This window comes from Paenibacillus alkaliterrae, from assembly GCF_021532375.1.
GTDB lineage: Bacteria > Bacillota > Bacilli > Paenibacillales > Paenibacillaceae > Pristimantibacillus > Pristimantibacillus alkaliterrae.
Genome location: NZ_JAKGAP010000011.1, coordinates 95,974 through 122,162, shown reverse-complemented (window position 1 = coordinate 122,162; position 26,189 = coordinate 95,974). Strand labels below are relative to the sequence as shown.

The following is a 26,189-nucleotide window of genomic DNA, read 5'->3' as shown; positions in this document are numbered from 1 at the left end:
ATTTCCATAAGTCGTTATTAGGACGAGGGGTTCGAGCCTTCGGATCCAGCGTTTTAATATAAATGATTCAGACATAAGGGAGGAAGACAGAAATGAAAAGAAAAAGCATGCTTATCGTATTATCCTTCGTGCTGTCCGCGGTTTTAGTTTTGGCTGGCTGCGGGAGCAATAAGGAAAATAATGAAACTGGTGAAACTCCGGCAGCAGGAGCAAATAACCAACAAGCCGAGAAAGGTGAGCCGGTTAATCTGGTATGGTACACAATCGGCGGAGCTCAAAAGGATTTAGACAAAGTCGTTGAGGAAGCCAACAAGTATTTGTTAGAGAAAATAAACACAACGATCGAAATTAAATTAATCGATTGGGGCGATTATAACCAAAAAATGCAGGTTATCGCCGCTTCAGGAGAGCCGTTCGACATCGCCTTTACTTCTTCTTGGGCGTTTAACTATGTGGAAGGCGCAAGAAAAGGCTATTTCTATGAGCTTGATGAGCTGCTGGAGCAGCACGGCCAAGGAATTAAAGAAGTGCTGAATCCAGCCTTCCTGGAAGGCTCCAAAATCGACGGCCGCAACTATGCGATTCCAACCAATAAAGAGCTGCCGGCTCAAGCGGTTTGGCGCTTTAACAAAGAGCTGCTCGACAAATACAACCTGAACGCTGCGGATGCAACTACGCTCGAGAGCCTTGAGCCGATGCTGAAAGTCATTAAAGAAAACGAGCCGGATATGTATCCGATTCAAGTGAATATCGGACCATTCCTGCCATACGATTTTGCGTTGGAAGGCATTCCGGTCGGCGTGTCCTTGAATGATTCGGAGCTTAAAATGGTCAATGTATGGGATACCCCGGAAGCAAAGCAAACATTCGAAACGATGCGCAAGTACTACCAAGCGGGCTATTTGCCGCCGGACGTTGCGACTAAACAAGGCAATGAGCATGAGCTGGCTGGCAAATGGTTTGTGGACAAGCAGCATACAGTACCTTTCGCGGATAACCTATGGTCGAATAGCTTGCAGTATCCGGTTGTTTCCACGCCAATGCACGAGCCGATGGTTTTCAATTGGTCCGTTACGGGCTCGATGCAAGCGATCTCGGCGCAATCGAAATATCCGGAGCAAGCGATGCAATTTTTGAATCTTCTTAATACCGATGCTTATTTGCGTAATTTAATGAACAACGGTATTGAAGGCGTTCATTACAATAAGCTTTCTGAGGGTGTTTACGAGCCGATTCCGGATTCCGGTTACGGTATGGCGGCATTTACACTTGGAAACATGTTCCTGCTCGATAAACTGAAGGAAGATCCTGCAGATAAATGGGAACAATATAAAGTGTTTAACAATAACTCAGTTAATGCACCGCTGCTTGGATTCCAATTCGATCCATCGAGCGTAATGACAGAGATCGCAAATGTGAAAAACGCCGTTGACGAATTCGGTCCGGCGCTTAATACCGGCTCTGTCGATCCGGCAGAAATTTTGCCGAAAGCTGTTGAGAAGCTGAAAGCGCAAGGTATAGAAAAGATCATCGCTGAAGCTCAGAAGCAGCTCGGCGAATGGCGCGCAGCAAATAATAAATAGTATTGCTTAGAATCACAATGAAAAACCTTCCAGCGAGACGGAGTAATTCTATCCGTGCTGGAAGGTTTTTTTCTTATGTCCCTCGAGCTCTGCCCTTCGTACGGCGAAGCTTTTTTCCAGTTTTAAAACTCCCGCCATTCCTCCGGCAGAAGCCGCTGGTACTGAGGCTGCAAATACCGGTCGTCAATGAGCACGAGCGTGCCGCGGTCGGTCTCCGAGCGTATTAAGCGGCCGCCGGCCTGCAGCACCTTGTTCATGCCGGGGTAGACATAAGCATAATCATAGCCGCTCTTGCCCTGCCCGTTAAAATAATCCTTCAGCATATTCCGCTCCACGCCGAGCTGCGGCAGTCCAACTCCGACCACGACGACTCCAATTAAACGGTCTCCTGCCAGATCTACACCCTCTGAAAAAACGCCGCCCATGACCGCAAAACCAATTAAGGACCTCTCGCTCCCTGCCTGGAAAGCCGCGAGAAACTGATCCCGCTCCTCCTCCGACATATCCGGCTTCTGCAGCAGCACATCCGCCCCCGAAGCAGCGTCGCCCGCAGGCTCCGGCCATTCACAAAGCTCCATATACGTTTCATAGACCGCATTCATATAAGCGTAAGATGGAAAAAAGACGAAATAATTGCCCGGCCGCTCGGCCGTTAGCCCTAGAATCAGCTTCGCGATCGGCAGTTTCGATTCGTCGCGGTCATGATACCGGGTCGACAGCGGCTGTATGATGACATTCAGCTGCTCCCTTGAGAAGGGCGACGGTACCGCAAGCGTATAGTCATCCTCGCCCGCGCCAAGCATGTCCATGTAATACGAGACCGGCGACAGCGTTGCGGAGAAATACACATGCGATCGATAGCCTTTCCCCATCTGCTGGAGCAGTAGAGAAGGGTCAAGACAGAACAGCTTCAGCCGCACGTCGTTTCCGGGCAGCTCTGTGTAGACGACATAGCGCTCGTCAAACAGCTTCGCCGTTCGCGTAAAGTTTTGCGCCGCAAAATACGTATCCAGCAGCAAGCGCCCTCCGCCGCCGGTGCCGCGGGCGCGCCCGGAAAGCGCCTGTTCGGCTGCCGATACAAAAGCATCGGCTAATGAAACCAGCTCTTCAGGCAGCAGCCGTTCTATCAAATGCGGCGCGCCGCCGCTCCTTTTGCGAAGCGCAATGAAATAATCATTGATCGCCTTCGCAGCCCGGTAGCCGTCCTCATGCACGCCCTTCAGCTCCCGCTGCAGCGCCAGAAACGGCGCCTTCGCCAGCTCCGCCGAGAACATCTCCCGCGCCCGGTCGACGAGGTTATGCGCCTCATCCACAAGCAGCGCCGTCTGTTTCTTCATCTCTGCATACTGGCGCTTGAACGAAATGCGCGGATCAAAAATATAATTATAATCGCAGATAACCGCATCGGCGGCATAAGCGGCATCGAGTGAAAACTCGAACGGGCACACTTGATGCTTACGGGCATAGGCTTCGATAACCGGTCTCGTCATGACCGTTTCGTTCTCAAGCAGATCAAGCACCGCGCCATTAATGCGGTCATAGTAGCCGTCCGCAAACGGACAATGCTCCTTCTCGCAGCGCACTTCCTCCTGGAAGCATATTTTTTCCTTGGCCGTTATGGTAACCGTATGCAGCTGCAGCCCCTTCGACTTCATGAACAGCAGCGCATCCTCGGCAGCTGCTCTCGTCGTCGTGCGCGCGGTCAAATAATAGAAGCGCTGCAGCATCCCCGCTCCCATCGCCTTGACCGCCGGATACGTCGTCGATATCGTCTTGCCGATCCCGGTCGGCGCCTTTGCGAACAAGCGCACCCCTTCCTCGATCGATTTGTATACCGCGCCCGCCAGCTTGCGCTGCCCCGCCCGGTACGACTCGAACGGAAACGACAGCTCCCGAATGCTCGCATTGCGCGCCTGCTCATGTCTTCGCCGCTGCTGCGCATATGGAGCGTAACGCGCCGCGACCTCGTGCACGTACTGCTCAAGCTCGGCGAAGCCGAGCTTCCGCATGAAGCGGCGCTCCTCCTCCGTCTCCGTCTGGACGTACGTCAGCTGCACGCGCATCGAAGCTTGCCCATGCTCCTTGGCATACATGTACGCATAGAACAAAGCCTGCGCCCAGTGCACCGGATAGCCGTCCTCCGTTATCCGCTCCAAATCGCCGCCGGTCGATTTAATCTCGTCGACCGTTAGAACCGGCTCCGTTCCCAGCAGTCCGTCGCACCGTCCATCGACAACAAACAGCAGATCATCCACCCGGATGTCTGCCTTCACGTATACTTCCTTCCGGTCATCCACGCCATACGACCGCTGCACCCGCTGATGCGCCTTCGTTCCCTCATGCAGCGTTTCGATCGTATTTAACCGGACATCGATGCTTCCGCTTAGATACACATATTCAACTAAGTGCCTTACCGATATCGCAACCGTATCCTCATTTTGCATCACGAATCATTTATCGCTCCCACGAAGAACATTTGTTCTTCTATTGTACCATAAGCCGGACAGAAGAAAAGGACGCCGCAGCGTCCTTCTCAACTTCTATTTCAAGCCGTCATTGCTCCTCTGTCTCATCCTCCGGATGATTGCCGACTCCATTCAATAAATCCGTGCCGTGAAACTCATCGCCCGCCGAGGCGGGATCAACCGGACTGCCGCTCGCGATCGCATCCGCATCAGGAACGGAGGCCAGCTCCTCCGAAATTTCCTCGGCCGTATCCACCTCATCCAGCTCCGCTTCTGCCTGAATGCCCTGCGGAACATGCGACTCATGCACGCTCGCATCCTCATAGGGATACTGCTCTATTAGCAAATCCGCTGCATCCTGAACCGCACCCTCCCGTTCTTCCTCGGTAAATAAACCGAATGCCGGATCGATATCCTTTTCCGTCGCTAAGCTGTGGGACTGCCGCTTATCGCCGTCATATTCGTTAGCCATGGTCATTGCCTCCTTGATAGTATCTAACCTATAATACCCATTTCCATGGCTGTTCTAACCAAAATATGCGGTTTTCTCTGCCAATCTATCGCTAGGTGCAAGCAAATATCATAATGGTCGCGTTATCCTGATAACGCTTCTGCAGCGCGAGAACATGCCGCATAATATACTCCGCGGCATGTTGCGGCGATAAGTGAACGGCTTCCTCCAGCAAAGGCTCCGACAATTCGTCGTACAGCCCATCGCTGCACAGCAGTATCCAATCTCCCGGATGCAAGCGGAAAGGGGTTTGATTCGCATCGATCTCGACCAGCTGCGGTATGCCAAGGTAGCTGGTCAGCAGGTGGCGTTCCGGATGGGACTCCGCTTCCTCCATAGTCAGCTCTCCGGCCTTGACGCGCTCATATAGCCGGTTCGCATAAACATGGTCTCTTGTCAGCGGAATGAGAACGCCTCCCCTGTACAAATAAATGCGGCTGTCCCCCGCGGATATCCAATAAAGCTGATCCTGTCGAATGACGGCCGCTATAAGAGTCGTTCCCACGCTCCATTCCAGCTCATGGCGCTTCGCCAGTTCATATACCTCTTTGTTCGCTTGATGCAGCGCCCGCTCCAGTGCTGCCGGAACAGGCTCCTCCGCCGATTTCGCCGTATATTCGAGAAGCTGCGTCTGGACGGCAAGGCGGCTTGCTTCACGCCCCATCGCGAAGCCGCCCATGCCGTCGGCCAGGACGGCCAGCACGCCGTAACGATCAATAGCCTCGGAATCGTCTACCGCCGAGAAGCAGAAAGCATCCTGCTGCTCCTCGCGGGCCCCGATATGCTGCGCATGGCCGTTCGCGAGCTTGATCCCGTTCCGGCCCGCGCTCTTATCCTCCAGCGCCTCCGTCCAATCTGCGCTTGCACGGCTGCGATTCGTTTGCTGACCGATAATAATGAATACCGCCAGCAAGGCGCCAAGCAAGGCGGTGCTCCATATGATCGCCGTTTCGATGAGCTCAACCCGCTCCTTCGTCCATATCTTCTCCCATTGCTCAGCGGGCACAACCTCTAATCCGATAAAGGCGAATACAAGCAGCAAATAAATAGCCGATAGTCCGTAATTCATCCATTTGGTCACCTTATGCCCCTCCTGCCTCGCCTGAGCTTATAAACACATCAGATTGAAATGCAGACGCTTCCAGCACTATCCATTTTATTTACAGGCTCTCCGATTTATGCCATCCACTCCTTGCTGCGAAGATGGCGCTGACCGAGCGGCGCATAAAAAAGCCGAGATCTGTGCGAACGGCATGGCCATTCGTACGAATCTCGGCTTTTCCTTGCGTAAAGGAACGCCTACAGGATCGGCGTGCCCTTCTTCAGAGCTTTCATGTCGCCATTGGAGTTGGACAGCATAGGCAGCATCTTCTCGCCGCTGACCATAGGGGAATTGCACATCAAACAGGTTGGAACGTGGTCAAACGCAAAGTTATCCCGCATCCAGCTGTTGCAGCCCTCCGTCTCACATGTCCAAACTTTCGTGTTCTCTTCCGGAATTTCTTCTAGCGGTTTTTTACGATTGTACATGGTCAGCCTCCTTCGCTTAAAAAGGAAAAACTGCCTCGAACTTATGAGTTAGGGGCAGTTATCATTTATGAACAGCTGTGAAATGTGACGATGAGTTTCAAACTTGCAATTGACTTTATTGTACCATGTTTCACCTAGTAAAGGCAAATTTCAGCCTATGCAATGAGCGCCCTTTTTTACTCGCCGCAATAGTAAGCGAACAGCTGCTCCACCGGTTTAAAATAGAGATGCCCGTCCGGCCAAGGCTGGAAATGCAAATCCATCCGGGAATCGCTCCAGTTCTCCGGCGTGCCCTTCGTGCGCAGCTTTCCGGCAATTACCGGCTGCTCGACGACGGCAGGAAACTCCTGATAGCCGAACAGCAAATTTTCGTGCATGGCGATGATTTCGTATTTGGGGCCGTGAAACGCCTGCTCCTCCTGCAGCTGATAGTGATAATAAATATAGCTGGCCGCCATCTCCGGCTTCAAATGCGCGACCCTGCCCACACGGCGCTCGACCGGATCCTTCCGCAGCCAATGCCCGAAGCCAGCCGGTTCGTTAAAATGAAACACGTCAATCATCGGAATCCACTTCCGCTTATCCGCATGTCCCGGCCAATCCTCCAGATAAAGCGCCATGCCCGGCAGCAGCTCCTCCGGCTCCAGCAGCCGGTGCACGCATTCAACGTACAGAAACACATTCCGCTCCCATTTGAAGCAGCCGACCGTCATCAGTTCGCCTTGACCGATAAGCCGCCGGACGGCCTCCTCCAGCTTCGCCGCTTCAGCACCCTGCCCCTCGCAGCCCTCTTTAAACTGTGCCCGCGCGATTAATCTGATCATGTTCTTCCGCTCCCCTCTTGCTTCTAATCCGAATACCAAAGTGATCCCCATAGGCTAAGCGTTTCAATCGCATTAAACAAAAAATGAGGATTTATTAGTGACTGGAGGTCCGTCATTTGCGCAGCCTGAAGCTTGTACTTTATTTCGGAAAGCTGCAACTTCAAAAAGCTTTGCTCGATGATCGTTTTGACGATTTTGCGGACGGTCAATGCCAAAGATCATTCTATGCCCGCCAATTCAAGATTACCCTTTCGAAAATAGGTAATTGAGTCTGCTGCTCGATCAATATGTAATACCTATGGCGCATAATTTATCTTAAGGGTTAACAAGCTCTTTAGACAATGCCCATTTTTCACAAATTTGTCACTGGAACGCCTGATTTTTGAATAGTTGGATATTCTAAATAAGCAGGGGATGCAGCAAGCCAATCGGAAGGAGGAGGGTCAACTTGGAAAGCACAAGCCAGTTTGTTCAAAAGATCAAGAACATCCAGCATAATGCCGAGCTGAACAAAAGACGCAGCGGCAACGGCAATCCGGCCGAGCGGATGTCCAATAAGCAGCACAGCACCAATAAGTAGCCGGGTAGCCGGCAGTGACAAAAAAAAGCAGCGTCCGGAAGATAGAACTTCCGGGCGCTGCTTGGTGCGTGCTTTATTCAAGCTAGGTGGAGTATAGATGCGGGTAATATTCGATGCGGGAATCGGCGACAATCGTCAACCGGCTCTGATCGGCGCTGTATTCAACGGGACCGTCCTTCACGTAATACCAGGTTTTGAGCGTAGGCCGGTCGTCGAACTCTTGGAAAACAAACACGTTGAGCTCATTCTTGCGCGCCAGCAGCTCCTCAATCGCCTCGCTCCACGGCACATCGACCATAAAAAGCCAGCCCTCTCCTTGCGGAGCAAACGTATACTTTAACTCCTGCTTGTTCGAGTCAATAAACATCCGTCCGCCTACCGCGTGTTTCACCAGAAATGTTTGCTTCATTAGGGTCTCCCTCCTGCTTCAAAAGATGGATTTGTCCATCATAGGGCGCTCATACAGCGCTTCCAGCTCGAAGTTACTGGATTTATCCATCATAGGACGCTCCTACGGCAGATCAATCAGCATGAAAAACGCCGGCTCCTCCGCCGTCAGCTCCAATCCGCTTACCTGCACCATTTGCGCCGTATCTCCTGCCGACAGCGTCTCTCCGTGCGCCTTCAGCCGGCCTTCAATGATATATAAAAACAGCCTGCGATCCGCTGCCGCTACATACGACAGCTGCTTCCCCTGCTCAAGCTTGCTCAAGTAGACCGTCATGTTTTGGCCGATCCATGCCACCTGGTCGGACGCTTGATCCGAGACGACCGGCAGAAGCGCGTTATGCAGCTTTTCGATATCGTATTTGGTTGCTTCGTAGGAAGGGGTCACGCCGCGCTCCTCCGGCATGAACCAAAGCTGCAGCAGGCGAAGCTCCTCGTCCTCGGACGCATTAAATTCGGTATGAATCACGCCGCTTCCAGCCGACATGCGCTGCACCTCGCCAAACGAGGAAACGACGGAGTTGCCTAAATTATCCTCATGCCGGATTTTTCCGTTCAATACGATTGATACAATTTCCATATCGCTGTGCGGATGAGCGCCGAAGCCGCGTCCCGGTGCCAAATAATCGTCATTGCAGACGCGCATCACGCCGAAGCCTGTTCGATTCGGGTCATAATATTCGCCAAATGAGAAGCTGGGCTGGCTGCGCAGCCAGCCCAGATCCGCCGAATGCCGCTCTGCAGCTGGAAAAACGTTGATCATCATCTCGCCTCCAATAAATCTGTATATTAACTTACTTATTTATAGCATGTTTTGCTTCCACCAGCAAGCTGATGTTACAGAACAGTTATCGGCGGAGTAATGGCGGAACTAACAAGCTAAAGCATGTTAAGCATGAGAGCCCTCCGCACTTAATCCCGAACCGGATTAAGGAGCGGCTCGAAGCCGTCGATCCGGCACTCCACGATGTCGCCGTCTCGAATGACGACTGCCCCCGGGGTGCCTGTCAGTATAATATCGCCTGGCAGCAGCGTCATCACCTGCGAATGAAAGGCAACCGCAAAATAAGGACGGAATCTCATATTGAACACGGTGTTCCGATGGGCAGCCTCGCCGTTTATCGCGGTTTCTACTTGAATGGCCAACGGATCGGGAAATTCATCCTTCGTCACAAACTGCGGGCCTAGTTTCATCGTTATACGCTCCCTCCCAGGCTTATTCGCCGTATTCGTTCATCCGCAAGGTCTGCTACCCACTCCAGCAGCCGGAGGTCCTGGTGGGGTCCTGCAATAAAGGATAATCCGATCGGACAGCCCAGCTCCCCTGGAACCGGAACCGTCATTTGCGGAAATCCGGCCAGTCCGGCCGCGCAGCTCATCTGCAGTGTATGAGCCCGGCGCCGCTCGGCTTCCTCTCCCGATAAGCCAAGCAGGGGAGCAATCGCCGGAACCGTCGGAGCGACAAGCACGGTATTCTTGCCAAGCAGCTGCTCAAGCAGCGTCCGCACCTCTTCACGCTTGGCGAAAGCATCGCCATGCTCCTCCGGTTTAAGCGTAGCCGCCCAGGCAAAACGCTCCGCGATGCCCGGACCGAAGGAAGGCTGCTCGCGTGTCACCCACCCGCCATGCCCGCGCCAAATTTCGATGGCTTGCATGCGGCGGAAGGCGTTCATCCAAGCCTGGAGCCCTTCGGGCGCAAGCACCGTTTGCTCATGGCTCTCTGCTAAGGAGCGCAGCATAGGAACATAGCCTTGCAGCGCCTGCATCGAGTGCTCGTCCGGCAATGCCCACAAGTCTTCGGCGAATAAAACCCGCTGGAACGCTCCTCCTGAACACGCCGCAGGGGACTCAAGCAGAACGCGCCCTACCTCCAGCATCGTCTGCGCGTCGCGCGCCATCCAGCCCACGGTATCGAAGCTGGGCGCAAGCGGGATCAATCCATCCGAATCCACCGCCCCGTGCGTCGGACGAATGCCGTATATGCCGCAATAAGCAGCCGGCACGCGAACCGAGCCGCCCGTATCGGTGCCGATCGCGAAATCGGCCAGCCCGGCGGCTACGACGGACGCCGAGCCGCTAGAGGACCCGCCGGGAATGCGCCCCGGCGCCTTCGGATTTACCGGCGTTCCGTAATGCGCATTTTCCCCGTTAACGCTGTACATCATCTCATCGGTAATCGTCGTCCCCTCCAGCCTTGCTCCGCTGCCCAACAGCCGGCCAATAACGGCCGCATGGCCGTTCGCAGGCCGATGCGTCCGCAGCCAATCCGGGTTGCCCGCCGATGAGGTATGCCCGGCTATATCAAACACATCCTTGACCGCAAACGTTTTGCCGCTTAAGCGGCCTTTCCCCGTCGGCTCAAGGACGATATGTTCATTCATGTAAGCTTTCCCTCGCTGCTCCATTTTCCCCGTTCCCCTCCTGCACATTTCGGGCTACCAGCCGACTGCCGCGCCGTCGCAGCGCGGATCCGAGCCGCCCTGCAGAAAGCCCTGTTCGTCGCGCAGTATTGCATGGGCATGCCCCATAATGCCGTCAAAATCCTTCACCTTCCGCACGAGATGCCCCGCCGCAGCAAGCGAAGCCAGTACCTCATCGGAAACTCTGCCCTCGATTTTCAACTCCTGCGTCGGCTCGCCCCATGTGCGGCCCCATACCCATCGCGGCTCGTTAATCGCCTGCTGCGGATTCATGCCGTAATCGATCATCCGTGTGAAAATAGCCGTTTGCGTCTGCGGCTGCCCTTCGCCGCCCTGCGTGCCGTAGAGCACGGCAGGCTTGCCTTCCCTGCAGGCCATCGCCGGCATCAACGTATGGAATGTACGCTTCGCCGGCTTCAAGCTGTTGACATGATTCGGGTCAAGCGAGAAGAAGGAGCCCCGGTTTTGAAGCAGGATGCCCGTATTCCCGGCAACTACGCCCGAGCCGAACTCAAAATACAGGCTTTGAATGAAGGAGACGGAATTCCCTTCCTCGTCCACGACGGCCGCATAAGCCGTATCGCTGCCGAGCGCCTCCGATTGCACGGACGAAGCGCGGTTCAGCTCAATGGAAGCCGCCAGCTTGGCGGCATAGCCCTTATCCAGCAGCTGCTCGAGCGGCACGTTCGTAAACGCCGGATCGGATAAATAGTTGTTGCGGTCACGGAAGCTCAGCTTCAGCGCCTCCACGCAAAGCTGGTAATAATCATGTGAGCCGTGCTCGATATCGCGCAGATTGAACTGCTCCAAAATATGCAGCGCCATAATGCCGGAGAAGCCCTGCGAATTCGGAGGCATTTGATACAGCGAATAACCCCTGTAAGAGCCTTCGACGGGCGTTACCCAATCGCCGCGATGATCCGCGAAATCGTCAGCCGTCAGCAAGCCGTCATGGCGGCCCAGAAAGCTCACGATTTCCTTCGCCGTCTCTCCCTTGTAAAATTCGTCCCGCCCGTGCTCGGCCAGCCGCCGCAGCGTCCCCGCAAGCGCCGGCTGCTTGAAGCGGATGCCGGGCTTGACCGCTTGGCCGCCAGGCAGATAAATGTCCGCCGTCTCGAGCGCGCGGGCCAGCACCGCTTCATTATGCACCGTATTCGCGTACTGATCCTCCGACATCGGAAAACCATTCCCGGCATAATCGATGGCAGGCGCCAGCACCTGCGCCCAGGTTAGACGCCCATACTCGCGGTGAACCGCATCCCAGCCGTCGACCATGCCCGGTACGGTCACAATGCTGCCGACGCCTCGATGCGGAATGGCAGCGAGGCCTGCATAAGCGCCGATATTCGCCTTGCAGCCGGAGCGCCCGCTGGCGTTATAGCCGCGCACCTTGCCCTCCGAATGATGATAGCCAAGCCAGAAGGAGTCTCCCCCGAGACTCGTCATATGAGGATAAACGACAGCCAGACAGGCGCTGACGGCGACCGCCGCGTCAAACGCATTGCCGCCCTGCTCCAAAATGCGCGCGCCTGCCGCCGTCGCTAAATAATGCGGGCTTACGACCATTGCTTTTGTTCCGATAACGGACTGATTCACCGCGATCACCCCTATATGAATATAAAATGATAGATGAACTAACATATGGCATGTCTTAAAAATACCATCCATTAGATTGATAGGCAACTAAAATGCAATCATTTTTGCTGAATTATATTGAAAACAAATGAATTAGTGTTTATATTTATACATATGGTAATTAAAAATAGATATTACAATACAACTTGAACTTTCTCCCACATGGAATGGAGTTGATTTCTAATGCAAGCGAAAGCTGGTGAAGAACTCGTCACGATAGAGATTGACGATATCGACCGCAAAATCATAGCGGAGCTTAATTTGAATGGCAGAATCTCTTATACGGACCTCGCCAAGGAAATCGGCTTATCCCGCGTTGCCGTCCAGTCCCGTATTAACGCTTTGATGGATGCAGGCGTGATCGAACGGTTTGCGGCCGTCATTAATCCGGAAAAAATCGGCATTCGCGTGTCCGCTTTTTTTAACGTAGAGGTCGAGCCGAAGCACCTGCATGCCGTTGCCGACCAGCTATCCACGGAACCTTTTGTTACAAGTCTTTACCATATGACGGGGCCAAGCAAATTGCATATGCACGGGCTGTTCCGCAACAATCAGGAGATGGAGCTCTTTCTTAGAGAGAAGCTGTATCCGTTACCCGGCATTATGAGCGTCGACTGTCAGGTGCTTATAAACCGTTATAAGAGCCGAATGGGGATGAGGCTGTAGATGATAGGGAGCAAACGGATGAGCAACTCTTACATGCAGCTCGCCTGGGCGATGATGAAGACAGGAATTATCGGCTATGGAGGAGGACCCTCGGTTATTCCGCTTATTCGTTATGAGGCAGTTATGAATTATAAATGGCTGGAAGACGAGGAATTCGGGGAAATACTTGCGCTGGCAAACGCATTGCCGGGACCGATCGCGACAAAAATAGCCGCTTACCTCGGTTATCGGGAGAAGGGAACGCTTGGAGCAATCGTATCGGTGCTCGCACATATCGTCCCTTCCGGTCTAGCGATGATTTTGCTGCTGACATTTGTACAGTTTCTAAGCAGCGCCGCCTTCATACAAGGGATGATCGGCGCGGTAACACCCGTCATTGCCGTTATGCTGGGCATGATGGCTTATGAATTCGGCGAACGGGCCGTCAAAGGACTCGGCAAATACATCGGCTTCGGTTGCTTCGCTTTAGCATTTGGACTGCTGCAGGGCATTCATCTCCATCCTGCCATCGTCATTATTTTATTCCTGGGTTACGGCGCTTTACACCTGCGGACAGTTGCCGCCCTTCAGCAGAGAAAGCAGCAAAAGGAGGGCGCAACGCGTGGATTGGATTAATTTAATTATCGGATTCTTCATCGCTAACGTGCTCGGATACGGCGGCGGCCCCGCTTCGATCCCGCTTATGTACCGGGAAATCGTGACCAACCACGAGTGGGCGACACCTGTAGAATTTTCAAACATACTAGCTTTAGGCAATGCGCTCCCGGGTCCAATCGCAACGAAGATCGCTGCGTTCGTCGGCTACGACGTCGGCGGCTGGGTCGGTTCGATTGTCACTTTGGCGGCAACGATCGTGCCTTCCGCAGCAGCGCTTATCCTGCTGCTTAAAGTGCTGCAGAAGCATCGTCAATCGCCGGTCGTCAAAGGGATGACCTTGCTCGTACAGCCTGTCATCGCGATCATGATGCTGCTTCTAACGTGGCAAATGGCTGAGAGCTCCGTAGAATCGATCGGCATTCTTCAATCGCTCATCATTGCGGCCGCCGCCTTCTGGGCGATGCAGTTCCGCAGGATCCACCCTGCAATCGTAATCGTTATCGCATTCGCGTACGGCGGACTTGTGATTCCACACTTGAACGTGCTGTAATTTTAAAGGCTTAAGGCCGAAATGAAATTCATTTCATAATTGGGGGATATAAATGTTCAGCGAACAAGAAAAAGAAGCATTGTACAAGATCATATATAAAAGAAGAGATATCAGAACGTTTTTACCTGACCCCATTCCCCATGAATCCATAATGAATTTGTTAAATGCAGCACACCATGGTCCTTCAGTGGGTTTTATGCAGCCATGGAATTTTATTATGGTTACGCAAGAAGAAAAAAAAGCACAACTGGCTTGGGCGGCAGACAAAGAAAGAAGAGCACTTGCCATTCATTACGAAAGGAATCGGCAGGACCAGTTTTTGAGTTTAAAAGTGGAAGGTTTAAAACAAGCACCAGTGACGATATGCGTTACGTGTGACCCCACTCGAGGAGGCGCTCATGTTTTAGGACGAAATTCTATACCGGAAACCGATATTTTATCTACAGCTTGTGCCATACAAAATATGTGGCTTGCAGCTTGTGCCGAAGGTTTAGCAATGGGCTGGGTCAGCTTTTACAAAAAAAATGACGTACGTGAAATTTTAGATATTCCTCCGCACATTGAGCCGGTAGCTTTGTTATCCGTCGGGTATACGGATCATTACCCCTCAAATCCGATATTAGAATCAGCTAATTGGGAAAAAAGAAGGGAGCTCAACGCTCTTATCTTTCATGAGACTTGGGGAAACCAATAGAATGATTATTCTGAATCGAGGTTTTCAACAAATACCATCTTCAAGTAGAGGTAAACCGTTAATCATCAAGAGGTGAGTGATTTCCCGCTCACCTCTTTCTATTTCTTTACACGCTTCTCCTCAGCGGCAATGTCATGCGGATAACGGCTCCCGCCTTCTTCCCATGAAACGCTTCGATAGAACCGCCATGCGCTTCGACGATCGCTTTGGTGATCGCCAGACCGATACCCGTTCCGCCATTCGCTCCTTTATAGAAACGGTCGAAGATACGCGCTTCTTCGCCGGGCAAAAACCCTTTCCCGTCATCCGTACATGATATTTCCATATGATTTCCGGAACGAACCGCATTCAGAACGATATTCGACTCGGCATACCGGATTCCGTTGCCGACAATGTTGATGAATGCCCTCTTCAGCTTTTCCCGGTCAAACATGCCTGCCGCATCGACATCCCCCGTGACGGCCACGCGGATTCTTTTTTGTTCAGCCAATCCCTGTACGGCAGTTACCGCTTCTGCAATCACTTGTCCGATCGGTATCTCGTCGAAACGAAACGTCTCCGTCACATGATCGAGCTTGGTCAAATAAATCAGTTCGTCCACAACCGCCTTCAACCGCTGGCATTCATCAATGATGACGTCCAAGCTTTCCTCCGCCTCGCGCCCTTGTACAATTCCGTCCTTGATGGCTTCTGCGTTGCCCTGAATGGCCATAAGCGGCGTTTTCAGTTCATGGGAAGCGTTCTGCAAAAAGTCGGTTTGCATCCGATCGTTCGCACACAGTTTATTCGCCATGTCGATAAAGGAATCCGCCAACTCTCCAATCTCGTCCCGTGAATGAACGGCAATTTCGGGCAGCTCCTTCTTCGGAGAAAATCTTCGCATGCCGGCCGCCAATGAGCGGATCGGCTTCGAGATGCTCCGGCCAAGCAAAAATCCCATCCCGAGCGCGAATGCCCCTCCGATGACGATGCTGACAAACTGCGCCCCCTGCAGCAGGCGGTTCAAACTGCTGACATCCTTGATTTTTGCCGCAAGCAGAATACGGCCTTTCTTCACCCCGTCCACCGCAACAATCGGCCGCCTGACTGCAAGATAGTCCGAATTGTCCTGCTGGTCCAGCTGCTTCAACATCTTGATGTCGTCCGTGCTGACATTGGTGTATACGATCCGGTTGGCACTGTCGAACACGACGATCTTCGAATACAGCACCTGTCCTGTCAACCGCAGCTCCTTGCGGCCGGCCATCCGCTCGGCGACGCTCTGATCTGAAAGACGCTGCACCTTATTCAACGTCTGGATGATCGACTCCGCATCGTCTTTCATCTGCCGCCTGGCTTCGTTTACCAAATAACGCGAGGATAAAAACTGAAACGACAGCGCAGTAACGACCAGCACTGTTATAATCAAAGCAAAATTGCTCAGCTGCAGCTTCGTACCGATTTTCAAGTTATCCGTCAAGGCGGTAGCCGTACCCCCAAACTGTCGTGATTTGAACGGCCGATCCGTGCTCGGCGAGCTTTTTCCGGATTCGTTTGACCAGATCGTCGATCAGCCGGTCATCGCCCAAATAGTCGTATCCCCATATTTTTTGCACCAGCTGCTCTCTCGTAAAAGGCAAGCTCCGATGCTCGGCCAAAAATTCGAAGAGCTCATACTCTTTCGTCGTCAGTCTGATTTCCTTCCCGTCTTTCTGCACCATTCTGCGGTCCTTCTGCAGCTCTATATCTTTAAGTCCGACTCCCGAGGAATTCGGATATGTTTTTTCCAGCCGTTTGAAAATGTTTTTGATACGCGCCATCAGCTCCCGCGGGCTGAACGGTTTGGTCAGGTAATCATCGGCCCCCAGCTCCAGACCAAGCACCCGATCAAGCTCCTCGCCTTTGGCGGTGACGAAAATGATCGGAACTTCGCTCGTTTTGCGTATTTGTTTGCATAAATCCATACCATTGATCCCGGGCATCATAATGTCGATGACCAGCAAATCAGGTTTCATTCGTCCGATTTCCGGCAGCACGGTATTGCCGTTGTCGAACAGGGTCACTTTATAGCCTTCATTTTCGATATACTTTTTCAGAATGTCTCTGATGCTCTTCTCGTCATCCACGACAAATATGTGTTTCATCCGGGCACCCTCCTTCTTTCATGTCTATTATAGCATCCTATCTTTCCTTAACGTGAGAAAAAGGACAGGTTTCCCTGTCCTTTTCCGCAGATACGCAGATCCGAGCTTATGGATGGAATCAGCTCAGAATGGCTATGATTTGATCGAACAATCCGACTTTTTGTCCTAGCTTTCCGTTGATTTCGCCAAAGATGGCGATCGCGCTGTCGATATGCTTCTGAGCTTGCTCCTTGCTGCCGTCTTTAATGGCTAGCTTGAATGCTTTCTTTTCGTTGCCCACCTTTTTCCACAAAGCATCCAGCTCCGCATTGACCGTATGGATTTGTTTCTTAACCCCGGCAGCTTGTTTCAACGCTTCCTTGTCGCCGTTTTCTCTGGCCGTTAGGGTCAAATCAAGGATTTGGTCCTGCTTTTGCACGATTTGCTTTTTCAGTCCGAGCCGTTCTGCCCGCAAAGCGTTGATTTGGTGCAGTTCATCCCGGAACTCTTTCAGCACCTCGAACTTGTTGACATGAAACGCTGTTTCGCCGCTTTCCATCATGCTTTCATTCACCGGCTGAGCAGGCGCCGCCCCATTGGCATAAGCGCTTCCTACTCCTGCAAACATCATCAAACAAACCATCAACGCCGCAAATTTCTTCTTCATTTTAACTCTCTCCTTCATTCACTCGAATTTGGTTTACGTGTTCAGTGTAATCGGAGAGTATGGAACAAATCGGATACAATTGTAGAAAAAGTGTGTGAATGTGTTGTTACTCCTTTCGCAGACATACTTTCCAGCTTGAAATTGTTATTTTGCAATTTTAATTTACCTATGGTTACCCTTTTATCAATACACCTTTTACTGCCAACTGCTGTTTTACTTGAAACATGACGTAGTTAAGCTTTGCATTCTCGACATTCAGCCTCAATAGATCCATCTTCAACTTCAAGTCCTCTACATCTCTGGTCGTTATTCGTCCGGCAGCCAACAGCTTCGCATGGTCTTTTTCCGTTTGCACGATCTCCGATTGTTTTTGCGAAAGCTGCTCCAGCTCCTTATAAAGAGCCTGACCTTCATACTCCATCTGCTTGAGCAACTGTTCCAACTGTTTTTTTACAATCTCCTTCTCTTCTTTTTTCCTGTTCCAGGCATTTAAATAGTAGCCCGCCAAGAATAGATCTTTATTCAATAACTCGTCATATATCTCTTTTGCGCTGCGTATCTCTTCATCAGCTCTGCGAAGCTCGTAATTCTCATCCAACTTCAACAATAGCGCCAAGCTGGTATTCTCCGGAAAGCCAACCTCAATAGAATCGATTTGAACCTTCTGCTCAGCGGCTATTCCAAGCTCGCTTTTCAACCGTTCTACTTGCGCTTCATACTGATGAAGCAATCGTTCGAATTCGTTATTTTGTTCCCCCCACTCATTTCTCACCTTGTCCAGCTCAATCTCAGAGACAAGACCATGCTTGTTTAAAAGGACGGCATCCTCGATGCCCTGTTCTAAATAAGCAGCTTCAAGCTCCACCGCTTCCAGGCTATTCTTCATACTTACAACACGATAATATTGTTGAACGGAATAATAGCGGACAAGCTGCTTTGTTTTCTCCAGCTCCAGATAAGCTAAATTGTTCTTCGACGTTAACGACCGAATATTGTTGCTTAAGGAAGTCAGATTAATCTCCTTCTCCTTCAGCATAGCATGATATTGTTCGGCGCTTTGAGCATTCAAAAACTGATTGAAAGAATGATTAATCATGCTTTGAACAATTCAGCCTGTGAGGAATCTACTCCTAATTGCGCTATTTTAATATCCAAGTAATTTTTTAAAGCCAATTCACTAATGATCTCTTTATTAAGAATCTGAACAGCATTTCCTTGCCCCGCACTGCCGGTCGCGCTTGAAGGCCTTATCATAACGAAAACAAGAACGCCTAATAAAAAGATAACCGCCCCACGCTTCCACATTCCAATACCCCTCGCTATTCCCTCAAATTAATTTTCTCAAGCAAATAATGAATGATTTTTTTGGAATCTGTAATGACATAAGCCTCTGCGGTCATGCCGACGCGAATTTCCCCACGCTCGCCTTTCCGGTTTGTAAGCGGCTCATTCGGAATGGATGCCTCAACCACATAATAACTCAACCCATCCTGCTGCACGCTCGCGTCTGTAGCAATGGAAGTAATGACCCCCGATAAAGAACCAAAGCTTTGTTTAGGAAAAGCTTGAAAATTCAGTTCAACCTTATTGCCTATCGCAATCTTGCCAATTTCATGGTTGGGTACCGCTATGCTCAGCTTATACTTCGTTTCATTGGATGGAATAATGGTTAACAATGATTCTCCGGCCTGAACGATCCCGCCCGCACTCATCTCTTTGAGTACATTCACTGTTCCAGAGACAGGAGAAGTTAGTGTTCGCTTATCGATTGCCATTTTTAGCTGGTCTACATTTTCTTTTAGAGCGTCCAGCCTCTTTTCTTTCTCTTTAACAGTCATTTGAATCTGGACCACTCGATCCAGCTTATATTTCTCCAAAGCCGTCAATTCGGATTGGCTTGTCAGTCCTTCCTGATTTAGCAAGTCCTGCTGCTTATCAGTCAACTGATGCTGCTGCAAAATTAAGGCTTCCAGTTCTAATGCAGCCGAGCTCTGCTTTTCGTTTAGTAACGACAAGCTGTTACTTAGCTCCTCAAGCTGCTGCTCGTAGCTGTATAGGATTGCATCGACAGCTTAAGCTTCTTCTCTTGCTCAAAATCCGCAGTAAGGAGCTTCATATTTCGGTTTAGCGTTTTTTTCTCCTGCTCTACTTTTTGCTGACTGGAGCGTATGCTTAGCTCTATCGAATCTTGAGACTGTATAACTTCAGACTTAGCCGTGCTCATTTGCTGGCTGGCGGATCGATATTCCAGCTCTTTCTGACGGTATTCCAATTGAAAATGCTCCACTAAATCATAATAATAAGCTTCATCTGTGTTTTCCGCTGTAAATAAGTTTTCACTGGTTTCAATGCTCTGCTTATAACGCTGCAGCATGTCAAATTCAAGCTCCAGTTTATCCAATTCTGCTATACGATTGTCTAGTTCTATCTGAAGTTCTTGCTGCTCTAAGCTAATCAGCTTCATACCGCTTTCAACCTGCATGCCTTCTTGAACGAATACTTTGTCGATTTGACCTAGGGAGGAGGTCTGTATGGTGCTTACTTTTTCGTTGGGTCTAACGACACCCGGAGCCTTCGCCACTTCATCAATTTCCCCAATAAAGGACCATGACAACGCGGCAACGATAAGGATTAGCAATATAGCAATAAAAGCCGTTATAGCCGGGCTCGTGCGAGCCTCCATCATTTCCCTGCTGTCCGACATATCCGCCATGTTTCGAATAATCGCTCTCATGCTGCTAACCCCCGCCTATTGCAACTGCATATTGAGGCTGCTCGGAATGTGTGTTCTCGATCCCCGGCAGTTGATCCTTCCATAATTCGTAGTACTTGCCCTTTGCTGCGAGCAGTTCGGGATGCGTCCCGTGATTTGGCGGACCGCAAAACCCATTGCGGAAAATACCAATCATAATTGCGTTGCATAAGCTTTTCTTGATAAGTATACTTTTGGAAGGAAGCAGGAAATACGTCCCCGTATCCAAAGTATTAATAAAAGATGCCTTCGAGGAGAGATTTCATGGCGTTGATTCGTGTGCTAATTGTTGAAGACGACCCGGCATGGCAAAATTATATTTTTGATTACTTGTCAATTGAAGATGATATTCACATTATTGGTTATGCAAAAAATAAAGAAGAAGCATTAGATCAATTCCAGAGTGCTGATCTCGTTGTCATGAGTAATGATATATGTAGAATTAAACGACATGGAATCGAGATAGCTGCCGATATGAATCATATTAAACCTGCTAAAATCATTTTATTGGATGAGCTTACATGTAGAGAAACCATACTGGAGGCATTCAACGCAGGCGTGGTGAACTGTATTCCTAAATCCAATATTCTTAACTTGTCTCTTGTGATTCGATCCGTGATGCAAGACGGAGTGTCTCTTGAAATTTTAATGGACGAATATGTGAGACTGAAAAGAGAGGTTATTTTGCAGAAGCTAACGCCCACTGAGAGGGAAATACTCGAGATGCTAGTGCAAGGTTATAGCCAAATTAATATTGCTCAAACCTTATATAAGGCGGAAAGCACACAAAAAAAAGCAGCCCAGAAGGCTTTCCCTTCAGAACTGCTGTTTCCAACCTCTACCGTCCTACACCCGCCCGCGAATCTCCTCAATAAACCCCTTCGCCTGCGCCATCTGGTACTCCTTCGCTTCCTCCATGATGATGTGCACATGCGGCTTGTATTGATTGAGCAGCTTCATATACAACTCATAATTCATCGTGCCGAAGCCGGCTGGGACTACGCCGAGCGAGCCGTCGTCCAGCAGCATCCGGTCCTTCGCATGGGCCGCAATGATGCGGCTGCCGAGAAGCTCGAACGCTTCCCCGATCACTTCATTCTGCCGGGCAAAATTGTCCGCCGTCAGCAGGTTGCCGGGATCGATGACAACGCCGACATTCGAAGAAGGAACCTCCTTCAGTATCCGCGCCAGCTCGGGAGCGGTGCCGATCAGATGATCGTTCGCCGCCTCCAGCCCGACGAATACGCCCCACTTCTCGGCTTCCTCGACAAGCTCCTCCAGTGTCACCCTCATAATCGACCAATCACGGTCGGTGTAATCGTTGCCCTCATTGCGTCCGGTCTCCGCCGCTACCATTGGCGCTCCGAAAAACTTCGCGTACCGCAGCAGCTCCTTGAAGCGGTTCACGTTAGCCCGCCGCTGCTCTTCATTCCGATCGAACAAATGCACGTAACAGCCCAGCACGGAAATCGAAACGCCATGCTTATCGAACTGCTCGCCGACCGCATTCGCAAGGCCCGGGCTCAAGTTGCCCGGCTTACTGAAATTGATATCGCTAATCGCTTTCCATAAAGCTAGCTGCACATGCTTGAAGCCGCTTTCGGCTACTTTCGGGGCAAGCTCCTTGTAAGGCAGGCTGCCGAATAAGTGGGCTAATACACCAACTGACATTTGATCGTCTCCTTCGTTTTATACGCCGCCCTCCGCCTTCGGCGCGTATACCTTTTTGGCTAATTACGATTGCGCAATTTGTTCTTTTCCTTCATGGTGCCTGGGCAAAATAGATTTCATTACATATGGATATTATAACAATAATTCTCAGTTAAGCGCGACTATCCACATGCATACGGTGTTAGAAAATCGAAGAAAGAGGACATGATGAACAGAAAAAAACTTAACTACCTTTACGTATCGCTCATCGCCTTCGTGGTGCTGTTTCTGGTTATCGGACAAGCCTTTCCAACGGGAAAAACGGACTCACGCACCGTAAGCGCGGAAAGCGCGTCTATCGCTGCCCCGGCCGAACCGAAAAAGAAGCTCGTTATGGGCACATCGCCCGATTATCCGCCCTATGAAAGCGTAGACGCCAAGAACAACGGCGAAATCATCGGCATGGATATCGATATAGCCAAGTATATCACCGGCCAGCTCGGATATGAACTGGAAATCGCGAGCATGGACTTCAACGGTCTTATTGCCGCGCTTCAAACCGGCCGCGTCGACTTCGTCATGTCCGCCATGTCCGCAACGGACGAGCGCAGGCAAAACGTCGATTTCTCTGATTTCTATTACGCGGCCCGCAATACGATCGTTTCCAAAAAGTCGGCGCCGCTAGAAACGCTGGAATCCCTCGCTGGCAAGCTTGTAGGAACCCAGCTTGGCTCTACCCAGGATATTTTCGCCGAAACGATTGAAGGCGCTCAGCTGAAGAAGCTGAACAAAATACCGGACCTCATTCAGGAGCTGAACTCTGGACGGATCGACGCCGCCATCGTGGAAGATGCGGTCGCAGTAGAAATGACTAACGCAAATGCCGATCTTGCGATGCACTTTCTGCCGGCGGATCTGGAGGAAAACGGGTACGCCATTGCTTTTCCAAAAAACAGCCGGCTCGTTGACTCTTTTAACGGCGTGCTGGCGGACATGCAAGAAAGCGGCAAGCTCGATGAAATCGCCCGCAAATGGTTTCCCGAGCAGGAGGAGCCTGCCGATAGGCTTCTTAATCTCAATATCGACTTTAGCGTACTGAAGGGATACATTCCCTATATATTGAAAGGCGTATACGTGACGCTGCTGTTCACACTCGTATCCGCGCTGTTCGGCCTTGTTTGGGGTACTGTTTTGTCGTTATTCAAAATCTCCGGCATTAAGCCGCTTGAGTGGTTCGCTACCGCTTATACCTCGGTATTCCGCGGAACGCCGCTGCTCGTTCAGCTAACGCTCATCTATTATGCTACCCCGCAGCTGCTCGGCTTTGACATACCGGCGCTGATGGCTGCAGGCCTGGCATTCGGCCTCAACTCGGCCGCCTATTTGTCCGAAACGATCCGCGGCGGCATTATGGCCGTTGATAAAGGACAGCGGGAAGCGGCGATCGCGCTCGGCGTTCCTTACCGCAAAATGATGGTCCGCATCATTTTTCCGCAGGCGCTGCGTACGATTTTGCCCGCGCTCGTGAATGAATGCGTAGCCTTGCTTAAGGAATCCTCGCTCGTATCGGTTATTGGCGTGACCGAGCTAATGCGCCGCGCCGATGTGGTGCGGGCAAGTACATTCCGCGCCTTTGAGGCGCTGCTGCTCGTCGCCGCCATTTACTACGTGCTCGTGCTTATCTTAACCTCGTTTGCCCGCATGCTTGAAAGGAGGCTTCGCCGCAGTGATTAATGTGACCGACTTAACGAAAACCTTCGGCAAGAATCAGGTTTTGAAAGGAATTTCTACTGCAGTGGAAAAAGGAGAGGTAGTCGCGGTGATCGGACCGTCCGGATCAGGCAAGTCCACCTTTCTTCGCTGCATGAATATGCTCGAGACGCCGACCTCCGGTACGATCACAATCGACGGCATTGCGATTACCGACCCCAAAACCGACATTGCCCGCGTGCGGCAGCGGATCGGTATGGTGTTTCAGCATTTCCACCTGTTTCCTCATATGACGGTGATCGACAACATTACGTTCGCGCCGACTCAGGTCAAAGGGATGCCGATCGAGGAAGCGCGCGCGAAAGCGAAGGAGCTGCTTGCTCGCGTAGGCTTATCCGACAAAGCGGACAGCTACCCGTCCCGTTTGTCCGGCGGCCAGAAGCAGCGGGTCGCCATCGCCCGCAGCCTCGCGATGGAGCCGGACATCATGCTGTTCGACGAGCCGACCTCGGCGCTCGATCCCGAGATGGTCAAGGAAGTGCTGAACGTCATTCGCGGCCTTGCGGACAGCGGGATGACGATGCTCATCGTAACGCATGAAATGAAGTTCGCCCGCGAAGCCGCAGACACGATTTATTTCCTCGACGACGGCAAGCTCGTCGAACGGACGAAGCCGGAGCAGTTCTTCACCAAACCGCAAAGCGAACGCGCCGCCCGCTTCCTCGAGCAGGTGCTCTAAGCGCAAACAGCCTCTCCTGTCCTTGGACGGGAGTGGCTGTTTTGCTTATCTGCTTATTTTTCCGCTTAAGTATTGCGGCATTTGTCCATTCTCCATCCTTTGCTACACTCTCCCCTCGGCTCAGGAAGCTCTGCATTCCGCTTCCTGAGCTAAGGGAAGAGTGCGGCAAAGGATGGTAAAACAGGCATCACAGCAAAACAACATTATACTCATTACGCGGACACTTTACTTTGTGCTGCAATGCAGATTCTGCAGCAGTCACCTTGCGAAAATATTTTGCGTGTTACGCCAGGAACAGCAGCACATAACCCACTCATCACACCTCATTTTTTGCACATACATTAGGATCTGCTAGCCTTTTACCGCACCGGCCGTAATTCCTTGGATAATGTACCGCTGCATGAACAGGAAGAACAGGATGATCGGTACAACGGCCATCGTTAAAGCCGCCATCGCCAGATGCCATTCATTCGTATATTGGCCGAAATAAATGTTTGCCGCCAGCGGGATCGTTCTGGTGCTGTTGCTGCTCAGCGTAATTAGCGGAAGCAGGAAGTCGTTCCAAATCCAGAGTGAATGTAAAATAGCGATTGTCGTGGTGATCGGCTTGAGCAGAGGAAGCAGGATCTTGAAAAACACACCGAACGTGCCGCATCCGTCAATGTGAGCCGCCTCCTCCAACTCTCGCGGAATTCCCTTGATGAAGCCGTGATACAGGAACAGCGCAAGCGGAACGCCGAAGCCCCAGTACATAATGATAATGCCGTGAAGCGAATTGATAAAGCCCAGATCCTTGGCTACCTTCACAAGAGGAACCATCAAGGTTTGGAACGGAATGATCAATGACGCAAGAATGGACAGAAAAATTACATTGCTTACCCTGCCCGGACGGCGGACCAGTTGGTAAGCGGCCATCGAGCTGATAAGCAGAGTGCCTGCTACGGACACGACAGTGATGATGATAGAGTTCATGAACACGCCGAAAAATTGGAGCTGCTTCCATACCGTGATGAAATTTTCAAGCTGGAACACCTCAGGAAGCGCTACGACGGAGGTCACGACCTCGTTATAGGATTTGAAGCCGTTAATAAACGTCATGTACAGCGGAAAAAAGAACATTAGCGCCAGCGCAATCATGAGCAGTTCGAGTCCGAGAGTACTTATGTTGTAGCGAACGTTTTTCACATTTCTACCTCCTTGCGTTTCATTACCGACACCTGCACAAGAGTTATACCCGCCAGCACAAGGAAGAATACGACCGCTTTCGCCGAAGCCAGAGTAAACAAGTTCTTCGTGAATGCGTCCAAGTAAATGTGATACGCGATCGATTCCGTCGATCCGAACGGCCCGCCTCTTGTCAGGGCGAAGTTCAAATCAAAAGCCTTGAACCCGGATGAAATCGCCAAAAACAAGTTGATCGTTATCGCCGGACGAATGAGCGGCAGCACGACGTTCAGCATACGCTTCCATCTTCCGGCCCCGTCGATTTCCGCAGCCTCCAGCAAATCCGCCGGAACGCCCTGAAGCGCCGCCAGGTAAATAACCATGAAATATCCGACGGAATGCCATACGGTGACAATGACTAACGACCAGAAGGCATAGCTCGGCAAGCTGAGCCAGTTTTTCATAAACATAGACCACTCGGTGACTTTGCCTATTTCCGCGAACAGATTCGTGAAAATGAACTGCCATATGAAGCCGATGATGACAGGTCCGATGACGTAGGGAAGGAAAAAAGCGGTCCGGAGAAGATTACGGCTTTTCAGAGACATGTTCAGCACCAAAGCAAGCAAAAATCCGAACAGATTCAACAAAATGGTAGTGACAAACACAAATTTAAGCGTAAAAGCAAACGACTTGTGGAACCCGGTGTCCTTCAAAATCGCCGCATAGTTGTCCCAGCCGGCCCAGGCGATATCGCTGTTGATTCCGTTCCAATCCTGAAATGAATATAGAATGGCCCGCAGAAACGGCACCAGAATGATCAGCGTGAAAAAAAACAAGGCAGGCGCGACAAATACCACATACGTCCATAGCTTACGCGTTCCTGATTTCATCTTGTCCGTC

General features: G+C 51.2%; 29 protein-coding genes and 1 pseudogene. 9 read left to right on the top strand and 21 right to left on the bottom strand.

What is annotated here, in order from left to right:
• Window positions 1–92: 92 nt before the first annotated feature.
• Window positions 93–1,583 (top strand): extracellular solute-binding protein, encoded by a 1,491-nt coding sequence (locus L1N85_RS06965; protein ID WP_235236477.1) that lies wholly within the window; start codon window positions 93–95, stop codon window positions 1,581–1,583.
• A gap of 122 nt (window positions 1,584–1,705) precedes the next feature.
• Here the strand turns inward: L1N85_RS06965 and L1N85_RS06960 are convergent, their stop codons facing one another.
• From L1N85_RS06960 to L1N85_RS06935, 6 genes are all read right to left on the bottom strand, one after another.
• Entirely contained in the window at window positions 1,706–4,027 is a 2,322-nt protein-coding gene (locus L1N85_RS06960) for a helicase C-terminal domain-containing protein (protein WP_235236533.1), read from the bottom strand.
• A gap of 109 nt (window positions 4,028–4,136) precedes the next feature.
• On the bottom strand, window positions 4,137–4,520 hold the full coding sequence (locus L1N85_RS06955; RefSeq protein ID WP_235236470.1) for a hypothetical protein: 384 nt from the start codon (window positions 4,518–4,520) through the stop codon (window positions 4,137–4,139).
• A 91-nt stretch (window positions 4,521–4,611) separates the two neighbouring features.
• Window positions 4,612–5,640, bottom strand: coding sequence for a PP2C family protein-serine/threonine phosphatase (locus L1N85_RS06950; protein WP_235236468.1), 1,029 nt, complete (start codon window positions 5,638–5,640; stop codon window positions 4,612–4,614).
• Between the two features lie 218 nt (window positions 5,641–5,858).
• Entirely contained in the window at window positions 5,859–6,089 is a 231-nt protein-coding gene (locus L1N85_RS06945) for a cold-shock protein (RefSeq protein WP_235236466.1), read from the bottom strand.
• Window positions 6,090–6,265: 176 nt separating this feature from the next.
• A complete protein-coding gene (locus L1N85_RS06940; protein WP_235236464.1) occupies window positions 6,266–6,913 on the bottom strand; it encodes a hypothetical protein in 648 nt (215 codons plus the stop codon).
• A 23-nt stretch (window positions 6,914–6,936) separates the two neighbouring features.
• On the bottom strand, window positions 6,937–7,128 hold the full coding sequence (locus L1N85_RS06935; protein ID WP_235236462.1) for a histidine kinase: 192 nt from the start codon (window positions 7,126–7,128) through the stop codon (window positions 6,937–6,939).
• A gap of 233 nt (window positions 7,129–7,361) precedes the next feature.
• Here L1N85_RS06935 and L1N85_RS06930 point away from each other — a divergent pair, with 233 nt between their 5' ends.
• Window positions 7,362–7,493: a DUF4023 family protein gene (locus L1N85_RS06930; RefSeq protein ID WP_235236459.1), complete on the top strand. Its 132-nt coding sequence runs from the start codon at window positions 7,362–7,364 to the stop codon at window positions 7,491–7,493.
• A gap of 82 nt (window positions 7,494–7,575) precedes the next feature.
• Here the strand turns inward: L1N85_RS06930 and L1N85_RS06925 are convergent, their stop codons facing one another.
• From L1N85_RS06925 to ggt, 5 genes are all read right to left on the bottom strand, one after another.
• On the bottom strand, window positions 7,576–7,902 hold the full coding sequence (locus L1N85_RS06925) for a hypothetical protein (RefSeq protein ID WP_235236457.1): 327 nt from the start codon (window positions 7,900–7,902) through the stop codon (window positions 7,576–7,578).
• A 102-nt stretch (window positions 7,903–8,004) separates the two neighbouring features.
• Entirely contained in the window at window positions 8,005–8,703 is a 699-nt protein-coding gene (locus L1N85_RS06920; protein ID WP_235236531.1) for a pirin family protein, read from the bottom strand.
• Window positions 8,704–8,852: 149 nt separating this feature from the next.
• Window positions 8,853–9,134: a fumarylacetoacetate hydrolase family protein gene (locus tag L1N85_RS06915; RefSeq protein ID WP_235236455.1), complete on the bottom strand. Its 282-nt coding sequence runs from the start codon at window positions 9,132–9,134 to the stop codon at window positions 8,853–8,855.
• A gap of 2 nt (window positions 9,135–9,136) precedes the next feature.
• Window positions 9,137–10,345: an amidase gene (locus tag L1N85_RS06910; RefSeq protein WP_235236447.1), complete on the bottom strand. Its 1,209-nt coding sequence runs from the start codon at window positions 10,343–10,345 to the stop codon at window positions 9,137–9,139.
• Between the two features lie 30 nt (window positions 10,346–10,375).
• Window positions 10,376–12,001 (bottom strand): gamma-glutamyltransferase, encoded by a 1,626-nt coding sequence (gene ggt, locus L1N85_RS06905; RefSeq protein ID WP_235236445.1) that lies wholly within the window; start codon window positions 11,999–12,001, stop codon window positions 10,376–10,378.
• A 177-nt stretch (window positions 12,002–12,178) separates the two neighbouring features.
• On the opposite strand from ggt, the gene L1N85_RS06900 reads away from it, so the two are divergent.
• From L1N85_RS06900 to bluB, 4 genes are read left to right on the top strand one after another with little or no spacing between them, the layout of a single operon-like run.
• Window positions 12,179–12,661: an Lrp/AsnC family transcriptional regulator gene (locus L1N85_RS06900; protein WP_235236443.1), complete on the top strand. Its 483-nt coding sequence runs from the start codon at window positions 12,179–12,181 to the stop codon at window positions 12,659–12,661.
• A gap of 18 nt (window positions 12,662–12,679) precedes the next feature.
• Window positions 12,680–13,276 carry a chromate transporter gene (locus L1N85_RS06895; RefSeq protein WP_235236435.1) on the top strand — a complete coding sequence of 199 codons (597 nt, stop codon included), beginning with the start codon at window positions 12,680–12,682 and terminating at the stop codon, window positions 13,274–13,276.
• Window positions 13,263–13,808, top strand: a complete 546-nt coding sequence (locus L1N85_RS06890) for a chromate transporter (RefSeq protein ID WP_235236434.1) — start codon at window positions 13,263–13,265, stop codon at window positions 13,806–13,808. The genes L1N85_RS06895 and L1N85_RS06890 overlap by 14 nt, the downstream gene beginning before the upstream one ends.
• 52 nt (window positions 13,809–13,860) lie before the next feature.
• On the top strand, window positions 13,861–14,502 hold the full coding sequence (gene bluB / locus L1N85_RS06885; RefSeq protein WP_235236432.1) for a 5,6-dimethylbenzimidazole synthase: 642 nt from the start codon (window positions 13,861–13,863) through the stop codon (window positions 14,500–14,502).
• Window positions 14,503–14,608: 106 nt separating this feature from the next.
• Here the strand turns inward: bluB and L1N85_RS06880 are convergent, their stop codons facing one another.
• The 7 genes from L1N85_RS06880 to L1N85_RS06850 form a co-directional block, all read right to left on the bottom strand.
• On the bottom strand, window positions 14,609–15,961 hold the full coding sequence (locus L1N85_RS06880; protein WP_235236430.1) for a sensor histidine kinase: 1,353 nt from the start codon (window positions 15,959–15,961) through the stop codon (window positions 14,609–14,611).
• On the bottom strand, window positions 15,951–16,625 hold the full coding sequence (locus tag L1N85_RS06875) for a response regulator transcription factor (protein WP_235236428.1): 675 nt from the start codon (window positions 16,623–16,625) through the stop codon (window positions 15,951–15,953). The genes L1N85_RS06880 and L1N85_RS06875 overlap by 11 nt, the downstream gene beginning before the upstream one ends.
• Window positions 16,626–16,743: 118 nt before the next feature.
• Complete coding sequence (locus tag L1N85_RS06870; protein ID WP_235236426.1) at window positions 16,744–17,271, bottom strand: hypothetical protein; 528 nt, start codon at window positions 17,269–17,271, stop codon at window positions 16,744–16,746.
• 172 nt (window positions 17,272–17,443) lie between these two features.
• Window positions 17,444–18,367: a TolC family protein gene (locus tag L1N85_RS06865; RefSeq protein ID WP_235236424.1), complete on the bottom strand. Its 924-nt coding sequence runs from the start codon at window positions 18,365–18,367 to the stop codon at window positions 17,444–17,446.
• Window positions 18,364–18,576, bottom strand: coding sequence for a hypothetical protein (locus L1N85_RS06860; protein WP_235236422.1), 213 nt, complete (start codon window positions 18,574–18,576; stop codon window positions 18,364–18,366). The genes L1N85_RS06865 and L1N85_RS06860 overlap by 4 nt, the downstream gene beginning before the upstream one ends.
• Window positions 18,577–18,590: 14 nt before the next feature.
• Window positions 18,591–19,286 carry an HlyD family efflux transporter periplasmic adaptor subunit gene (locus L1N85_RS06855; protein ID WP_235236419.1) on the bottom strand — a complete coding sequence of 232 codons (696 nt, stop codon included), beginning with the start codon at window positions 19,284–19,286 and terminating at the stop codon, window positions 18,591–18,593.
• An 8-nt stretch (window positions 19,287–19,294) separates the two neighbouring features.
• Entirely contained in the window at window positions 19,295–20,005 is a 711-nt protein-coding gene (locus tag L1N85_RS06850) for an HlyD family secretion protein (RefSeq protein ID WP_235236418.1), read from the bottom strand.
• A 261-nt stretch (window positions 20,006–20,266) separates the two neighbouring features.
• On the opposite strand from L1N85_RS06850, the pseudogene L1N85_RS27840 reads away from it, so the two are divergent.
• Window positions 20,267–20,593, top strand: a pseudogene (locus L1N85_RS27840) (response regulator); the annotation flags it as partial.
• Between the two features lie 276 nt (window positions 20,594–20,869).
• On the opposite strand, the gene L1N85_RS06845 reads toward L1N85_RS27840, so the two are convergent.
• Window positions 20,870–21,694: a sugar phosphate isomerase/epimerase family protein gene (locus L1N85_RS06845; RefSeq protein WP_235236416.1), complete on the bottom strand. Its 825-nt coding sequence runs from the start codon at window positions 21,692–21,694 to the stop codon at window positions 20,870–20,872.
• Window positions 21,695–21,898: 204 nt separating this feature from the next.
• Here L1N85_RS06845 and L1N85_RS06840 point away from each other — a divergent pair, with 204 nt between their 5' ends.
• Entirely contained in the window at window positions 21,899–23,407 is a 1,509-nt protein-coding gene (locus tag L1N85_RS06840) for an ABC transporter substrate-binding protein/permease (protein ID WP_235236415.1), read from the top strand.
• Window positions 23,400–24,122, top strand: a complete 723-nt coding sequence (locus tag L1N85_RS06835; RefSeq protein ID WP_235236412.1) for an amino acid ABC transporter ATP-binding protein — start codon at window positions 23,400–23,402, stop codon at window positions 24,120–24,122. Before L1N85_RS06840 ends, L1N85_RS06835 begins: the two co-directional genes overlap by 8 nt.
• Before the next feature lie 351 nt (window positions 24,123–24,473).
• Here the strand turns inward: L1N85_RS06835 and L1N85_RS06830 are convergent, their stop codons facing one another.
• Both L1N85_RS06830 and L1N85_RS06825 read right to left on the bottom strand, forming a co-directional pair.
• The gene (locus L1N85_RS06830; protein WP_268818174.1) at window positions 24,474–25,259 is read right to left on the bottom strand and encodes a carbohydrate ABC transporter permease; all 786 of its coding nucleotides are present in this window, start codon (window positions 25,257–25,259) and stop codon (window positions 24,474–24,476) included.
• A gap of 44 nt (window positions 25,260–25,303) precedes the next feature.
• The gene (locus L1N85_RS06825; protein WP_235236408.1) at window positions 25,304–26,179 is read right to left on the bottom strand and encodes a carbohydrate ABC transporter permease; all 876 of its coding nucleotides are present in this window, start codon (window positions 26,177–26,179) and stop codon (window positions 25,304–25,306) included.
• Between the last annotated feature and the right edge of the window lie 10 nt (window positions 26,180–26,189).

Bases quoted from the DNA above. Each gene is read 5' to 3' on its own strand.
- L1N85_RS06965 (WP_235236477.1), top strand. From the start codon at position 93: ATGAAAAGAAAAAGCATGCTTATCGTATTATCCTTCGTGCTGTCCGCG.
- L1N85_RS06960 (WP_235236533.1), bottom strand. From the start codon at position 4,027: ATGCAAAATGAGGATACGGTTGCGATATCGGTAAGGCACTTAGTTGAA.
- L1N85_RS06955 (WP_235236470.1), bottom strand. From the start codon at position 4,520: ATGGCTAACGAATATGACGGCGATAAGCGGCAGTCCCACAGCTTAGCG.
- L1N85_RS06945 (WP_235236466.1), bottom strand. From the start codon at position 6,089: ATGTACAATCGTAAAAAACCGCTAGAAGAAATTCCGGAAGAGAACACG.
- L1N85_RS06940 (WP_235236464.1), bottom strand. From the start codon at position 6,913: ATGATCAGATTAATCGCGCGGGCACAGTTTAAAGAGGGCTGCGAGGGG.
- L1N85_RS06925 (WP_235236457.1), bottom strand. From the start codon at position 7,902: ATGAAGCAAACATTTCTGGTGAAACACGCGGTAGGCGGACGGATGTTT.
- L1N85_RS06920 (WP_235236531.1), bottom strand. From the start codon at position 8,703: ATGATCAACGTTTTTCCAGCTGCAGAGCGGCATTCGGCGGATCTGGGC.
- L1N85_RS06915 (WP_235236455.1), bottom strand. From the start codon at position 9,134: ATGAAACTAGGCCCGCAGTTTGTGACGAAGGATGAATTTCCCGATCCG.
- L1N85_RS06910 (WP_235236447.1), bottom strand. From the start codon at position 10,345: ATGGAGCAGCGAGGGAAAGCTTACATGAATGAACATATCGTCCTTGAG.
- ggt (WP_235236445.1), bottom strand. From the start codon at position 12,001: ATGTTAGTTCATCTATCATTTTATATTCATATAGGGGTGATCGCGGTG.
- L1N85_RS06900 (WP_235236443.1), top strand. From the start codon at position 12,179: ATGCAAGCGAAAGCTGGTGAAGAACTCGTCACGATAGAGATTGACGAT.
- L1N85_RS06895 (WP_235236435.1), top strand. From the start codon at position 12,680: ATGAGCAACTCTTACATGCAGCTCGCCTGGGCGATGATGAAGACAGGA.
- bluB (WP_235236432.1), top strand. From the start codon at position 13,861: ATGTTCAGCGAACAAGAAAAAGAAGCATTGTACAAGATCATATATAAA.
- L1N85_RS06875 (WP_235236428.1), bottom strand. From the start codon at position 16,625: ATGAAACACATATTTGTCGTGGATGACGAGAAGAGCATCAGAGACATT.
- L1N85_RS06870 (WP_235236426.1), bottom strand. From the start codon at position 17,271: ATGAAGAAGAAATTTGCGGCGTTGATGGTTTGTTTGATGATGTTTGCA.
- L1N85_RS06865 (WP_235236424.1), bottom strand. From the start codon at position 18,367: ATGATTAATCATTCTTTCAATCAGTTTTTGAATGCTCAAAGCGCCGAA.
- L1N85_RS06860 (WP_235236422.1), bottom strand. From the start codon at position 18,576: ATGTGGAAGCGTGGGGCGGTTATCTTTTTATTAGGCGTTCTTGTTTTC.
- L1N85_RS06850 (WP_235236418.1), bottom strand. From the start codon at position 20,005: ATGAGAGCGATTATTCGAAACATGGCGGATATGTCGGACAGCAGGGAA.
- L1N85_RS06845 (WP_235236416.1), bottom strand. From the start codon at position 21,694: ATGTCAGTTGGTGTATTAGCCCACTTATTCGGCAGCCTGCCTTACAAG.
- L1N85_RS06840 (WP_235236415.1), top strand. From the start codon at position 21,899: ATGATGAACAGAAAAAAACTTAACTACCTTTACGTATCGCTCATCGCC.
- L1N85_RS06830 (WP_268818174.1), bottom strand. From the start codon at position 25,259: ATGATTGCGCTGGCGCTAATGTTCTTTTTTCCGCTGTACATGACGTTT.
- L1N85_RS06825 (WP_235236408.1), bottom strand. From the start codon at position 26,179: ATGAAATCAGGAACGCGTAAGCTATGGACGTATGTGGTATTTGTCGCG.